This is a genomic window from Brachybacterium sp. GPGPB12 (assembly GCF_038396325.1).
Classification (GTDB): Bacteria; Actinomycetota; Actinomycetes; order Actinomycetales; family Dermabacteraceae; genus Brachybacterium; species Brachybacterium conglomeratum.
The window spans coordinates 287,855-301,006 of record NZ_CP149573.1; the positions used below are offsets into that span (position 1 = coordinate 287,855).

Here is a 13,152-nt window from a genome sequence, read left to right on the forward strand (position 1 = left end):
TCGCGCCAGCGCCGACGGCGCCTCCGAGCTCGCCGCTGGGAACGAGGAGCTCGCGCTCGGTGCGGGTCAGCTCGGCACCGGCGCGGACCAGCTCGCCGACGGCAGCGAGCGCACTCGCCGACGGAGCGGGCGAGCTCGCCGACGGCACCGACGAGCTGGCCGAGGGAAGCGGCGAGCTCGCCGAGGGCAGCGACGAGCTGGCGGGCGGTCTGCGCGAGGGCGCCGACGGCGTGCCCTCCTACAGCGAGTCCGAGCGGCGCGGATGAGCGAGATGGCCGCCGCCCCCGTCGGCACCGAGGCGGAGCGTCAGAACGAGGCGAACGGAGCGGACACCGCGACCTTCCCCTTCGTCACCGCGCTCGCGCTGTGGCTGGGCGCCTTCGGCACCTTCCTGCTGTCGCCGGGCCTGTCCCGCCGTCTGCTGGACCGGGCAGCGCCGATGTGGAAGGTGGTGTCTTGCGCTCCCTCGCCCCGGCGCCGCTGATCGCGGTGGTGCAGACCGTCGCGGTGCTCGCCGTGCTCACCGCGATCGGGATCTCCCCGGTCTCGCCGGTGTCCGTGGGGGTGGTGGCCTTCGCCGGGGCCGTGATGTTCGCGGCCCTGCACCAGGCGCTGCTGACGGCGCTCGGCGACCGGATCGGCCGGATCGCCTCGATCCTGCTGATGGTGCTCGCAGGTGGTGACCCTGGTGGGGATCGTGCCGATGGAGACCGCGCCCGAGCCGCTGCAGTCGGTCGGCTCGCTGATGCCGCTGTCGATCGTCACCCAGGGCCTGGTCCACTCCGCGCTCGGCGGCACCCTGGTCAGCACCACCGGGACCCTGCTGGCGATCCTCGCCTGGGCGGCGGTCTCGCTCGTGGTGACCTTCGCGGCCTCGCGCGGGGCGCGGCTCGCCCGACGCTCCTCGCACGTGAGCATCGTCGGCGCGGCGCCCGCCGCGGCCTGACCCCGCCTACTGGAAGTCCCTGGACCGGCCCGCCGCGGCCAGGTCCAGGGGCTCCACCGCGTCGGCGACGAGGTTCACCGCGCCGGTGCGGTTCTCGACGATGCCGCGCGCGACGATCGCGCGCGCGGTGCGCAGCAGCGCCCGGTGCCGCACCCAGAACCCCTGCGAGCAGACGACGTTGAGGATCCCGGTCTCGTCCTCGAGGCTGAGGAAGGTGACGTTCCCGGCGGTCGCGGGGCGCTGACGGTGCGTGATCACCCCGGCGACCCGGATCCGGCTGGAGTCCTCCGCCTCCCGGGTGCCGGCGATCGAGAGCACCCCGTCGGCCGTCATCCGCTCCCGCACCAGCGCCATCGGATGGTCCGCGAGGGTGATCCCGGTGGCCCAGGCGTCGGCGGTGGCGAGCTCCGCATCGCTCATCCCCGGCGGCATCGGCGCCTCCGCGCCGACGGCGAGGTGCGGGAGCGTGTCCGGGGACTCCTGCGCGGCGGCGCCCGCGGCCCACAGCGCCTGCCGCCGCGAGCTCGCGAGTCGGTCCAGCGCCCCCGCCGTCGCGAGCGCCTCGAGCTGACGGGCGGTCAGCCGCACCCGCCGCGCGAGATCCGGGACGGAGGCGAAGGGGCCGCCGCGCTCCCGCTCGGCGACGATCTGCTCGGCGGTCTCGGTGGAGATGCCGCGCACCTGGTCCAGGCCCAGCCGGATCGCGGGGCCGCTCGCGGCCCGCTCCCCCTGCACCTGCTCCCCCGGGGTCTCGAGCCGGTACCCGACGTGCTCCTCGTCGGTCTCGAGGTCGGTGCGGGCGCGGGAGGCGAGCACATCCGGGCCGTGGGTGAGCACGCCGTGGCGCCTCGCGTCGGCGACCAGGGACTGCGGGGAGTAGAAGCCCATCGGCTGGGAGCGCAGCGGCGCGGCGGTGAACGCGGCCGGGTAGTGGCACTTGAGATGGGAGCTCGCGTAGACGAGATACGCGAAGGAGTAGGCGTGCGACTCGGGGAAGCCGTAGTTGGCGAAGGCGAGGAGCTTGCGGTGGATCGCCTCGGCGTCCTCCCCGGTGATGCCGTGGCGGGCCATCCCCGTGAACAGCGCATCGGACAGCTCGAGCATCTTCTGGGTGGAGCGCTTGGAGCCCATGGCGCGGCGCGGCTGGTCGGCCTGGGCGGGGGTGAAGTCGGCGACGTCGACCACCATCTGCATCAGCCGCTCCTGGAACAGCGGGATCCCGAGCGTGCGGCCCAGGGACTTCTTCAGCTTCGGATGCAGGTAGGTGACCTCCTCCTCGCCGGCGCGGCGGCGGATGTAGGGGTGGACGGACCCGCCCTGGATGGGGCCGGGCCGGATCAGCGCCACCTCGACCACCAGGTCGTAGAACACCCGCGGCTTCAGCCGCGGCAGGGTGGAGATCTGGGCGCGGGACTCGACCTGGAAGACGCCCACGCTGTCCCCGGCGCAGAGCATGTCGTAGACGGCCGGGTCCTCCTGCGGCAGGGTGCGCGGCTCGAAGTGCTGGCCGTGGTGCTCGGCGACGATCTTCAGCGCATGGTCGAGCGCCGTGAGCATCCCCAGGCCCAGCAGGTCGAACTTCACCAGGCCCGCGTCGGCGCAGTCGTCCTTGTCCCACTGCAGCACGGAGCGGTCCGCCATGGCCGCCCACTGCACCGGGCATACCTCGATCACGGGCCGGTCGGCGAGGACCATCCCGCCGGAGTGGATGCCGAGGTGGCGCGGTGCGTCCCGCAGCTGCTGGGCGAGGGCGACCACGTCGTCCGGCACGTCGGCGTCCTTCAGCGAGGAGAAGGAGCGCTCGATCCGCTTGGCGAAGGCGTCCTGCGCGCCGGGGTCGTAGCCGAGCGCCCTCGCCGCGTCGCGCACCGCGAGCTTCGCCCGGTAGGTGATGACGTTGGCGACCTGCGCGGCGTTCTCCCTCCCGTAGCGCTCGTAGACGTGCTGGATCACCTCCTCCCGGCGGTCCGAGGCGATGTCGATGTCGATGTCCGGCGGGCCGTCCCGCTCCGGGGCGAGGAACCGCTCGAACAGCGGCTCGTGGCCGACGGGTTCGACCGCCGTGATCCCCAGCGCGTAGCAGACCGCGCTGTTGGCGGCGGAGCCGCGGCCCTGGGCGAGGATCCCCTCCCCTGCGCAGAAGTCGACGAGCTCGTGGACGATCAGGAAGTAGCCGGGGAAGTGCAGGTCGGTGATGACCTTCAGCTCGTGGTCGATCTGCGCCCACGCCCCGGGGATCTTCTCGGGAAGGCCCGGTGCGGGCCGCGGCCCGTAGCGCTCGCGCCCCTCGATCTCCACCAGCTCCACCAGCCAGCTCGCCTCGTCGTGCCCGGCGGGGACGGGGAAGGGCGGCAGATCTGGGGCGAGCAGGCGCAGGTCCAGGGCGCAGTCCCGGCCCAGCTGTGCGGCCTGCGCGATCGCGGCGGGATAGCGGGGCAAGCAGGCTGCGCCATCTCCTCCCCACTGCGCAGGTGCGCGGGGCGGGAGGTGAGATGGGGGTCGGCGCTCTCCAGCGATCCCCCGGCGCGCAGGGCGGCGTGGGTGTCGGCCAGGCGCTTGTCCGAGGGGCGGGCGTAGTGCGCGTTCGTGCTCGCCACCAGCGGCAGCGAGACCGCGTCCAGCCCGTGCGACTCGCGCACCAGGCGGGCGCCCTGGGCGAGCGCGTCGTGGAGCTCGTCGGCCTCTCCCCCGCCGCCGACGATAAGCTCGACGGCGACGTTCCCGGGACCGAACAGCTCCACCAGGCGCGCGATCTGCTCCGCGGCGGCGTGGGCGGCGCCCTCGAGGTCGCCCTCGGCCAGGCGCGCGCTCGCGGCCCGGGTCACGGCGCCCTTGCGGCGCCCGGTGAGGATCAGCCAGTGCCCCTCCCGGGCGATCCGCGACAGCTCGGCGAGACGGTAGCGGGGTGCGGCCTTCTGCCCGCTGTCCAGATGGGCGCGGGCGATCGCGGCGGAGAGGCGGCGGTACCCGGTCTCGTCCCGCACCAGCACCAGCAGGTGCTCCCCCTCGGGGTCGGGCGTTCCGGTGCGGGGTGCGGAGATCACGGGGGTCTTGCTCGCGGTCTCGGCCCCGGGCTCGAGGCCGAGGGTCAGCTCGGCGCCGAACACGGTCGCGATCCCCGCCTCGGCCGCGGCCTTCGCCGCCTGCACCACCCCGGGCGACCCGTCGTGGTCCACCAGCGCGATCGCGCCGAGCCCGAGCCGGGCCGCCTGGATGGCCATGTCCTCGGGGCTCGAGGCGCCGTCGAGGAAGCTGAAGTGGGAGTGGGCGTGCGGCTCCGCGTAGTCAACGTGGCGGGCGGGACGGTACGGATCCTCCGCCTGCTTCCCGGTGTGCTCGACGACGATCGGCGGGGAGACCAGCTCGGCGGGACGGTCCGAGAGGACCGCCTCGAGGTCCTTCCACGCGGGCGGGCCCAGGAACCAGCGGGCCATGGTCAGACGCCCCGCGCCGCCGCGCCGTCGTGCGGCGCCCGAGCCGCCCTGCTCGCCACGTCGGCATCCGCGTCCCCGACGCTGGAGGCCTCGTAGCGCGGCTGGTTGCGTGCACGGCGCATCTGATCGAATCGTCGTGCCCCTGACTGCCCTGGAGGCGTGGTCAGCACTGCCCTCAGGAAGCGTCCCAGCGCCTCGTGCTGTCCCGTTCCGTTGGTCGTCCGGTACCCGTAGGCGGCCAGCGGCGCTTCTCCGACGTCATGTGCGGCGTCGTAGGCGAGGTTGTATCGACTCTCCGCCCAGCTGAGGTTGTCGAGGTCCGCGAGACGACGACGGGCCTTCTCCAGGAACAGCTCTGCACGCCGCAGGTCGACGGGCACCTGTTCCAGTCGGCGCGCGGCCACGAGAGCGCGCACTGACTGCTCCTGGTTCGGGTCGAGCGGGGTCAAGGCCATGGCGGCTCTCCGAGGACGGGGACGGTGGGACTGTTCCGCACCCGGGTGTGGAATCCCGAGTCGCGATCGAACTCGCTGCGGGTGGTGATGGTGGGATTGACCGGGCGGTGCACGATCTCCTCGACCCGTCCGCAGGCGTCGTACACCGCATCGGGGTCCGGGGTCCCGATGATCATGAGATCGATGTCGTTCGGAGCAGGACCGTCCACCCGTCGCATCCGTGCGGCGAAGGAGCCGTGGAGGAATGCGCTCTCGATCCCGTGGATCCGGGAGAGCTCGTCCTTCAGCAGCGGAACGGGCCCGGTGGTGATGAGGAGGATCTCCCGCAGGGGGGCGACGAGGGGGCTGTCCGGGTCGGCGCGGAGCAGACGTGTGCGTCCTGCCTGGCGCTCGGTCAGGATCCCCGCCTGCAGCAGACGGGCGGATTCCCGATGGACGGAGGGATACGCCAGCCCGGTCTGCTCGGCGAGCTGAGTGAGACTCCGCTCTTCGTCGTCGAGCATGAGGGCGGACAGCAGACGAGCCTGGCCGTCCGAGCGGAAGATAGGAGCGAGCAGCGGCGCTTCGGTTCTCATATAACGGAGGATATCCTCCATTATTTTGACACTCAAGAGGTCCTGGGTTCCAGTCCCGGCCCCCTCTGCCCGCGCTCCTGCCGCTCGTTCCTCGCAGTACGTCGCCTCAGCAGTGCTTTCCGACTGCGCTCCTACCGCTCGTTCCTCGCAGCACGTCGTCTCAGTCATAGAGCCCCTCCAGCGTCCACTCCCCCGCCCGGGACAGGGCGAGCACGGCGACCTCCTCGGCGCTCGCTCCGCGCACCACGAGCGCGCAGGCGTGCGGCCCGTCGGCCATCCCGCGCCCACCAGCGCTCGTCGAGCACGACGGGAGCGGCATGGGCGAGCACCTGGCGACCGGAGCCGGCGCGCGGCCCGGCCCGCTGCAGCGCCGGCGCGCCCGGGGCGAGGACGAGCAGGCGGGCCGGCGCGCCGCTCAGCAGGCCACGGGCGGTGACCACGACGGGACGGCCCGCGGCGTCCTCGAGCCGCACCGCGGGCGGGTCGCGGAACACGGTCGCGGGCACCGGGCGGGGCAGGGCGCCGGGCCAGGGACCCTCGCGCCGTGCAGGCTTCTCGCTGCGCCAGGGCACCAGGGCGACCTCCTCGGCCAGCGGCCTTCCCCCGACGAGGGCCGGGACCTGCACCGCCTCCTCCCCCGCCAGGCCCTGCGCGCGGGCGAGCGCACGGGAGGCCCGCTGCGCCGCCTCCCCGGCGCCGCCCCACAGCGCGGGCGCGTTCTCCCCCGCCGGGGCCAGGCGCAGAGGGTGCGGCCCGATCCGGGTGATCGCCCCGGTCGCAGGACCGCCGAGCCGCGCCCGGGTGATCCATCCGTCGCACTGCCAGCGGATGCGGTCCACGACGTCGGCGACGGTCAGCGCCCCGTCGTGCCGCCAGGTGCGCTCCATCTCCTCGCCGCCCTCGGTGCGGGCCACGATCCGCGACCTGGTGCACACCAGTCCTCGTTCGACCAGCATCGCGTGCAGCTGCTCGGCCAGCGGGCGCGCGATGAAGGCCGCCTGGTCGGTGCGCACCAGCGGGGTCTCCAGCGTCGTCTCGGCCAGCGGCGGCTGGGTGGGATGGTGCGCGGCGGGCGGCGCGGGCTCCTGCCCGCGGGCGAGCAGGTGCGGCGTCGCGACGTCCGGGCCGAAGCGGTCGGCGACCGCGGCCGAGGGCAGTGCGGCGAGATCGCCGAGGGTCGTGATCCCGAGCCGCTGCAGCAGGTCGACCGTCTCGGCGAGGTCGAGGCGTCGTTCGGGGCGGGCGGCCGAGGGCTGACCGCGATGGCCCCAGCCGGGGCCGACGGGGGCGCGCAGGGCCTGGATCGGGTGCGGGGCGAGGTAGTCGGCGGCGCGGCCCTCGTGCACGATCCGGCCCGGCCCGGAGGCGAGCAGTGCGGCGAAGGGACCGTCGGCGATCCCGACGGCGCAGTCCCAGCCGGTGAGGTCGGCGACCGCGTCGAGGATCCGCTCGGCGAGGCGCTCCTCCCCGCCCTGGTGGCGGGCCGGCCCTCGGGCGGACATCAGCGACACCCCGGGCGCAAAGACGTCCACCCCGGCCGCGATCGTGTCCACCGCGGCGGCGACCAGCTCGAACAGCGCGGTCTCCTGCTCGCGGTCGGCCTCCAGCACGAGCGCCTCGGGACAGGCGGCCCGGGCGGCGCGGCGCGTCATCCCCGGGCGCACCCCGGCCTCGAGGGCGGCGGCGCCGGCATGGGTGACGCGGTGCTGGTCGAGCAGGATCACCGGGACGGCGGCGAGATCGAGCGGGGCCGGCGCGGGGGCGTCCTCCTCCCCCGCGGCGGCCTCGAGGCGTCGCTGGTGGCGGTCCAGCGCGGCCAGTAGCGGCCAGTCCGGGACGGTCACGGCGACGGTGCGGGTCGCCCGGGCGGTGGCGGCGTCGACAGCAGCGGGGCCGGCCGCGGCGGGGGCGTGGAGGTCGGCGGGAGCGTGCACGCTCATCACCCGGCCCTCCGCACGCTCGGCAGGAGCCGCATCGCCGGACGCCGCTCCGGGGCCGCCGCCGGACGGGCCGCGCCCCGCCGACGCACCGGCGGGAACCGCTGCGAGCATCCCGTCCACCTGCGGCAGCGAGCACCTCGGCCGACCGGTGGCCGGCGATGCCGCGGCCCTCGGCGGTGATCTCGAGACGGCGCCGACGCAGTCGTCCCGAGCCCTGGCCGAGACCGGACCATCCCCGAGCGGTGGAGCGCGGCGTGAGGTCGGCGCGGCCGGGCGGGGCGGCGGCGAGGACGAGGGTGTCGGCGGTGCGGGCACGGCCCAGCAGGTCGCGCCAGAGCGCCGGGGCGAGGTCCAGGTCGGGGCCGAGCACGAGCACGCCCACCCCGTCGGCGAGGGCGGAGAGCACCTGGGGCCGCCGCTCGCCGTCCGCCGGGGCGAGGGCGAGGCGGCAGGGATCCAGGCCCGCATCCATCGCGGAGCGCGCCCCAGATCGGGCATCCCGGCGATCGCGCACCAGGAGTCCTCCCCCGCCGCGGCGACCGCGAGGGACAGCAGCAGCGAGGTGCTCGCGACGCCCTCGAGCGCCACGGAGCCGCCGGCGCGCAGACTCCCGCGCGGGAACAGCGTCCGGAGCGGCCCCGGGACCGGCAGACGGGCGCCGAGCCCGTCGTCCTCGGCCTCGGAGACGGGGCGCGCCGAGGGTCGCAGGGCGGTGCGGTCGATCCGTCCGCCCCAGCGGGCGGCGGAGCGCTCGGCCGCCCCGAGCGCGGCCCGGGCCCGGGACAGCCGCTCCTCGCGGTCCTCGATCTGCAGGGCGGTGCCCATCGCGCTCCTCCTTCCGGCCCTCGCCGTTCCTCCGCACGTGTTCGAACAGGAGTTCGAACTGTACGCCTCGGCGGGGTGGCGCTCAAGGCGCCCAGGTCGTGACTTCGAACGTGCATACGAAGGTTCGGGGAGGGGTGTGACAGACGAGGGGCGGGCGGAACGGGCGGGGTCGCGGGCTGGGTCTCGCGCGACACATTCCCTCCGCGTTCGGCCCCGCCGTCGCGCTCGGGACGCGCGGCGGCGCCCGGAGCGATGGGGGCGCCGAGGCGATGGGCGCGAGAGCGGACGGGGGTGTCCGACACGACGCGCGCGGACGTGATGTACATGATGTACGTGGAGGAACAAACACATACACCTGTCCCTCGGGGTGGCAGAGCAGGGTGGAGCGGGAGGCGATCTGTCCGTCGTCGGACCTCCCCTCCTCCCCCGCCGCTCCTCTGCGATCATGAGGCGGACCGCACATCGAGGGAGAGGACTGGGATGCGAGCGCTGGTGCTCGCACGAGAAGAACCGGATGTCGATCGAGGAGGTCGAGGCGCCCGGCGCTCCCGGCCCCGGTCAGGTGAGGATCGCGATGCACACCGTCGGCATCTGCGCCTCCGACGTGCACTACTGGACCGACGGGAAGATCGGCCCGTTCGTCGTCGAGGCGCCGATGATCCTCGGCCACGAGGGCGCCGGCACCGTCCTCGAGGTCGGCGAGGGCGTCACGGATCTCGCCGTCGGCGACCGCGTGGTCATGGAGCCGGGCGTCCCGGACCCCACCTCCCGCGCAGTCAAGGAGGGCAACTACAACGTCGACCCCGGCGTCGAGTTCTGGGCGACCCCGCCCGTGCACGGTCGCCTCGCCGACGAGGTGCTCCACCCCGCCGCCTACACGTATAGGTTGCCGGAGTCGATGAGCTTCGCCGAGGGCGCGCTGATCGAGCCCTTCGCGGTCGGCATGTTCGCCGCGACCAAGGCGGAGATCTCCCCGGAGACGTCGCCGCCGTGGTCGGCGCCGGCACGATCGGGATCATGACCGCGCTCGCCGCCCTCGCCGGCGGCGCGAGCCGCGTGTTCATCTCCGACGTCTTGCCGGAGAAGCTCGCGCCGCTGGACGGCATCGACGGCATCACCACGGTCGACGCGACCGCGCAGAGCCTGGGCGAGGTCGTCCGCGAGGCGACCGGCGGCTGGGGCCCGCAGGTCGTCTTCGAGGCCACCGGCGCCGCGCCCGCGTACAAGGACCTGTGGGCGCTTCCCGCACCGGGCGGCCGCATCGTGCTGGTGGGCATGCCGGTGGACCCGGTGCCCTTCGACATCGCCACCGCCCAGAGCCGCGGCATCTCGCTCGAGACGGTGTTCCGCTACGCGAACGTGCACCAGAAGGCGATCGACCTCGCCGCGAGCGATGCCGTGGACCTCTCCCACTTCGTCTCGGAGACCTTCGCCTTCGACGACTCGGTCCAGGCGTTCGAGCGGTTCCTCGAGGGTCGGCCGACGGACGTGAAGATCCAGATCGCGCTGTAAGGACGGGGCGGCGCTCAGGAGTTCACCAGGTCCGTCCTGCGCGCACCCCTGACGGCGCCACGTGCGCCGCCGCCCTAAGTCGGCCCGGAGATCGCCTCGGTCATCGCGTTCGCGCTCTCAGCGGACGCCGGCTACGTCGCGGGGACGACCATTCGCGCCGCCGGCGGGGTCTGAGTCCGGAGCCGGCACGATCGATCCCCGGACGCGGAGCGTGGTCGTCGGCGATGAGCCGGCCGCCGCCTGGGGCGGACGGCCGCCGCACACGATCAGCCTGCTCGCGCGTCGCAGCTGAGGGGTGCCCTGGCAGTTCCTCCCGGCGAGGACGGCGGCGGCATAGCGTGCCGGGAGCTCGACCTCCGAACGATGAAGGATCTCCATGCCCTCCGACGCCCCGCGGCGCCCCCTCGCCTCCCGCCTGCTCGTGCCGTCGGCGGCGCCGCTGTGGGGGCCGCACTCCTCGCTGCTGAGCCCCGCGCTCGCCCTGATCCTCGCGACGCTCTACGACGCCTCCACCGCCGACATCGGCTGGTCGCTCGCGATCTACAACGCCAGCGGCTTCGTCGCCTCGATCGTGCCGCCGGCCTGGACGGACCGGCGCCGCACCTACCTGCCGATGCTGATGGCCGCCGCGGTGCTGACGATCGCGCTGGCCGCCGCGCTCGCCGCGGTGAGCACCCTGCCGCTCGCGACGGTGGCGCTGGTGGTCCTCGGCGGCCCGGCGGGGCTCGGCACCACGATGCTGTTCGCCCATCTGCGGGACGTCGGCGCGGCCACCTCCACGATCGTCGACACCCGCGCGATCATCTCCGCGGCCTGGATGGGCGGGCCACCGCTCGCGACCGCGATCATCGGCTGGGCCGGGGCACGTGGGATCCTGCTGGCACTGGTCGTGATCGCGGTGGTGAACATCGTGATGACCGCGGTGATGATGCGGCGACACCGCTCCGCCGCCGCGGAGGCGCCCGAGCTGGCCCGCTCCCCGCACGCGCGCCGCCCGGCGCCGGACCGCGACCGTGGTGATCATCGGAGCGTTCGTGCTCTTCCAGGCCACGAATGCGACGGCGATGACGTTCATGGCGCTGTACGTCACCGAGACGGTGGGCCTCGGCGTCATGTGGGCGGGGATCGTGCTCGGCGTCGCCGCCGCGCTCGAGGTGCCAGCGCTGATGATCATCGGCCGCCTCGGCGACCGCATCTCGCACCTCACCCTCGTCGCGGTCGGCGCCGTGCTCTCGGCCGTCTACTACGCCGGGCTGGTGCTGGTCTCCGAGCCGGTGCTGCTGCTCGTGCCGCAGATCCCGAACGCGCTCGGCTTCGCCGCGATCTCCGGGATCGGGCTGACCCTCTTCCAGGACCTGATCCCGGGGGCGGGGATGTCCACGGGACTGTTCATGAACGCGAGGCGCGTCGGCGCGATCCTGTCCGGGCCGATCATCGCCGCCGGGGCGCCGCCGTCGCTGGGACAGCGCGGCATCTTCGCGATCTGCGCGGTGCTGACCGTGATCGGGCTCGTCATGATCCCGCTGGCGAAGCGCCTGGCGGCACCGCCCGCGGAGCCTGGGTGAGCCTGAGCCGCGGGAGCCGGTCGGGCTGGTTCAGGGGCGCGATCGCCGCCCGTCCGGCCGACCTTGGTCGGTCCTCGGCACTGCCGTCAGCCGGTCGCGGCGGTGCGCCCGTCGGCGGACGTGCGGGCCCCGTCGGCCGACTCCTGCGCGAGGTCGCCCAGCGCCGCGGCCGCTCCTCGCTCGGCGAGCCGGGCGCGGCGGTGTACCCGAACATGAACCAGTCGGGATGGGCGGGGAAGTCCATCGCCTCGTAGCCGAGCTCGAGGTCCCCCACCTCGGGGTGGCGGATGCGCTTGAGACCGGTGCGGTGGTGGCGCACGTCGTGCGCGGCCCAGCGCACCCGGAAGTCGTCGCTGCGGGTGGCGAGCTCGCCGATGAGGTCGCTGAGCCGCTTGTCGCGCGGGGACTGACCCGCGTAGGTGCGCGGCGTCGCGACGATGCCTGTGGCGTTGTCCTCCCAGTCCGGGAAGAAGGTGCGCGAGGCGGGGCTGAAGAAGACGAAGCGGGCCGTGTTCCCGCGCGCGGCGGGATCCTCGAGCACCGGGGCGTACAGCGCGCGACCGACGGGATTCGTCGCCACCACATCCATGCGCCGGTCCCGCACCCACACCGGCACGGAGACCGCGTCGACGAAGCGCCGCAGAGTGTCCGGGAAGGGCTGTTCGGCGGGACGGGGCCGCCGCCGGGCCGGCGGCCCCGCGGCCTCGGCGAGGTCGTGGAGGTGGTCGGTCTCCGCCTCGTCCAGCAGCAGGGTGCGGGCGAGCGCGTCCAGCACCTCCGTGGAGACGCCGCGCAGGTCGCCGCGCTCGATCCGGGCGTAGTACTCCACGCTGATCCCCGTGGCCGCGGCGACCTCCTCGCGGCGCGGCCCGGGCACGCGTCGACGCGTGCCGCCGAGGATCCCCGCCTGGGAGGGCGTGATCCGGTCCCGACGCGTGCGCAGGAAGTCGCTCACCTCTGCTCGATGGTCCATGGTCACACCGTATTCCTCCCCGTTCACGCCTCCGGGATCTCGCGACCGAAGGTCTCCAGCGTGATCGCGTCGGGGTCGGGGCCGCCTCGCTCGCCGGTCTCCAGCGCGTCGATCCGGGCGAGATCCTCGTCGGAGAGCGCGAATCCGAACACGTCGAGGTTCTCGGCGATCCGCTCGGGCCGCACGGACTTCGGGATCACGGAGCGGCCCTGCTGCAGGCCCCAGCGCAGCATGACCTGCGCCGGCGTGCGGCCGTGCGCGGCGGCGATCTCGCCGATCACCGGGTCGGTCAGGGTGGAGCGCTCCACGTCGCCGCGGTAGTGGGTGATGCCGCCGATCGGGGACCAGGCCTGGGTGAGGATTCCGTGGCGGGCGTCCGCCTCCTGCACGTCGCGCTGGGCGAAGTAGGGGTGGACCTCGACCTGGTTCACGGCGGGGACCACGCCGGTCTCCGCGAGCAGGCGCTCGAGCACGCCCGGCATGACGTTGCTGATGCCGATCGCACGCACGCGACCGTCGGCCAGCGGCGTCTCCAGCGCCTTGTACGCCCCGATCGTCTTCTCGAACTCGCTGGTCAGCGGCTGGTGCAGCAGGAGGAGGTCGATCTGGTCGACGCCCAGCTTCGCGGCGGACTTCTCGAAGCCGTGCAGCGCCTGGTCGTAGCCGTAGTCGGTGATCCACAGCTTCGTCTCAAGGAACACCTCGGAGCGGTCCACGCCCGAGACGCGCGACCCCTCGCCGACCTCCCGCTCGTTGCCGTAGGCCGCGGCGGTGTCGATGTGGCGGTAGCCGATGCGCAGGGCCTCGGCGACCGCGGCGGAGGTCTCCTCCGGCGGGGTCTGGAACACGCCGAGGCCGAGGGCCGGCATCGTCACGCCGTTGTTCAGGGTGAAGGAGGGATTCGGTGCGGTGAGATCGATCGTCATG

The 13,152-nt window shown here is 74.0% G+C and carries 11 protein-coding genes and 1 pseudogene; 5 read left to right on the forward strand and 7 right to left on the reverse strand.

Annotated features, from left to right (window positions below; all coding sequences use genetic code 11):
• Window positions 1–59 precede the first annotated feature (59 nt).
• Both WKH84_RS01515 and WKH84_RS01520 read left to right on the forward strand, forming a co-directional pair.
• Complete coding sequence (locus tag WKH84_RS01515) at window positions 60–266, forward strand: hypothetical protein (RefSeq protein WP_341856733.1); 207 nt, start codon at window positions 60–62, stop codon at window positions 264–266.
• Between the two features lie 410 nt (window positions 267–676).
• Window positions 677–946 (forward strand): hypothetical protein, encoded by a 270-nt coding sequence (locus WKH84_RS01520; RefSeq protein WP_341855396.1) that lies wholly within the window; start codon window positions 677–679, stop codon window positions 944–946.
• 6 nt (window positions 947–952) lie between these two features.
• Here WKH84_RS01520 and WKH84_RS01525 read toward each other — a convergent pair.
• From WKH84_RS01525 to WKH84_RS01540, 4 genes and pseudogenes are all read right to left on the reverse strand, one after another.
• A pseudogene (locus WKH84_RS01525) lies at window positions 953–4,380 on the reverse strand (error-prone DNA polymerase).
• 2 nt (window positions 4,381–4,382) lie between these two features.
• Entirely contained in the window at window positions 4,383–4,835 is a 453-nt protein-coding gene (locus WKH84_RS01530; RefSeq protein WP_341855397.1) for a hypothetical protein, read from the reverse strand.
• Complete coding sequence (locus tag WKH84_RS01535) at window positions 4,826–5,410, reverse strand: winged helix-turn-helix domain-containing protein (RefSeq protein WP_341855398.1); 585 nt, start codon at window positions 5,408–5,410, stop codon at window positions 4,826–4,828. The genes WKH84_RS01530 and WKH84_RS01535 overlap by 10 nt, the downstream gene beginning before the upstream one ends.
• Window positions 5,411–5,574: 164 nt before the next feature.
• Window positions 5,575–8,175 carry a DNA polymerase Y family protein gene (locus tag WKH84_RS01540; protein WP_341855399.1) on the reverse strand — a complete coding sequence of 867 codons (2,601 nt, stop codon included), beginning with the start codon at window positions 8,173–8,175 and terminating at the stop codon, window positions 5,575–5,577.
• A 514-nt stretch (window positions 8,176–8,689) separates the two neighbouring features.
• Here WKH84_RS01540 and WKH84_RS01545 point away from each other — a divergent pair.
• Together WKH84_RS01545 and WKH84_RS01550 are read left to right on the forward strand one after the other, a co-directional pair.
• Entirely contained in the window at window positions 8,690–9,196 is a 507-nt protein-coding gene (locus WKH84_RS01545) for an alcohol dehydrogenase catalytic domain-containing protein (RefSeq protein WP_341855400.1), read from the forward strand.
• Entirely contained in the window at window positions 9,166–9,687 is a 522-nt protein-coding gene (locus WKH84_RS01550) for a zinc-binding dehydrogenase (protein ID WP_341855401.1), read from the forward strand. The genes WKH84_RS01545 and WKH84_RS01550 overlap by 31 nt, the downstream gene beginning before the upstream one ends.
• Window positions 9,688–10,290: 603 nt before the next feature.
• On the opposite strand, the gene WKH84_RS01555 is transcribed toward WKH84_RS01550, so the two are convergent.
• On the reverse strand, window positions 10,291–10,596 hold the full coding sequence (locus WKH84_RS01555) for a hypothetical protein (protein ID WP_341855402.1): 306 nt from the start codon (window positions 10,594–10,596) through the stop codon (window positions 10,291–10,293).
• Between the two features lie 104 nt (window positions 10,597–10,700).
• On the opposite strand from WKH84_RS01555, the gene WKH84_RS01560 reads away from it, so the two are divergent.
• A complete protein-coding gene (locus WKH84_RS01560; protein WP_341855403.1) occupies window positions 10,701–11,252 on the forward strand; it encodes an MFS transporter in 552 nt (183 codons plus the stop codon).
• Here WKH84_RS01560 and WKH84_RS01565 read toward each other — a convergent pair.
• Window positions 11,200–12,225 carry a helix-turn-helix domain-containing protein gene (locus WKH84_RS01565; RefSeq protein WP_341856734.1) on the reverse strand — a complete coding sequence of 342 codons (1,026 nt, stop codon included), beginning with the start codon at window positions 12,223–12,225 and terminating at the stop codon, window positions 11,200–11,202. The two genes, WKH84_RS01560 and WKH84_RS01565, sit on opposite strands and share 53 nt — an antisense overlap.
• A 23-nt stretch (window positions 12,226–12,248) precedes the next feature.
• Complete coding sequence (locus tag WKH84_RS01570) at window positions 12,249–13,151, reverse strand: aldo/keto reductase (protein ID WP_341855404.1); 903 nt, start codon at window positions 13,149–13,151, stop codon at window positions 12,249–12,251.
• Window position 13,152: the final 1 nt, after the last annotated feature.

What these genes read in the sequence shown, in the direction of transcription:
- WKH84_RS01535 (WP_341855398.1), bottom strand. Translation starts at nt 5,410, where the DNA reads ATGAGAACCGAAGCGCCGCTGCTCGCTCCTATCTTCCGCTCGGACGGC.
- WKH84_RS01570 (WP_341855404.1), bottom strand. Translation starts at nt 13,151, where the DNA reads ATGACGATCGATCTCACCGCACCGAATCCCTCCTTCACCCTGAACAAC.
- WKH84_RS01565 (WP_341856734.1), bottom strand. Translation starts at nt 12,225, where the DNA reads ATGGACCATCGAGCAGAGGTGAGCGACTTCCTGCGCACGCGTCGGGAC.
- WKH84_RS01540 (WP_341855399.1), bottom strand. Translation starts at nt 8,175, where the DNA reads ATGGGCACCGCCCTGCAGATCGAGGACCGCGAGGAGCGGCTGTCCCGG.
- WKH84_RS01555 (WP_341855402.1), bottom strand. Translation starts at nt 10,596, where the DNA reads ATGTTCACCACCGCGATCACGACCAGTGCCAGCAGGATCCCACGTGCC.
- WKH84_RS01530 (WP_341855397.1), bottom strand. Translation starts at nt 4,835, where the DNA reads ATGGCCTTGACCCCGCTCGACCCGAACCAGGAGCAGTCAGTGCGCGCT.
- WKH84_RS01545 (WP_341855400.1), top strand. Translation starts at nt 8,690, where the DNA reads ATGTCGATCGAGGAGGTCGAGGCGCCCGGCGCTCCCGGCCCCGGTCAG.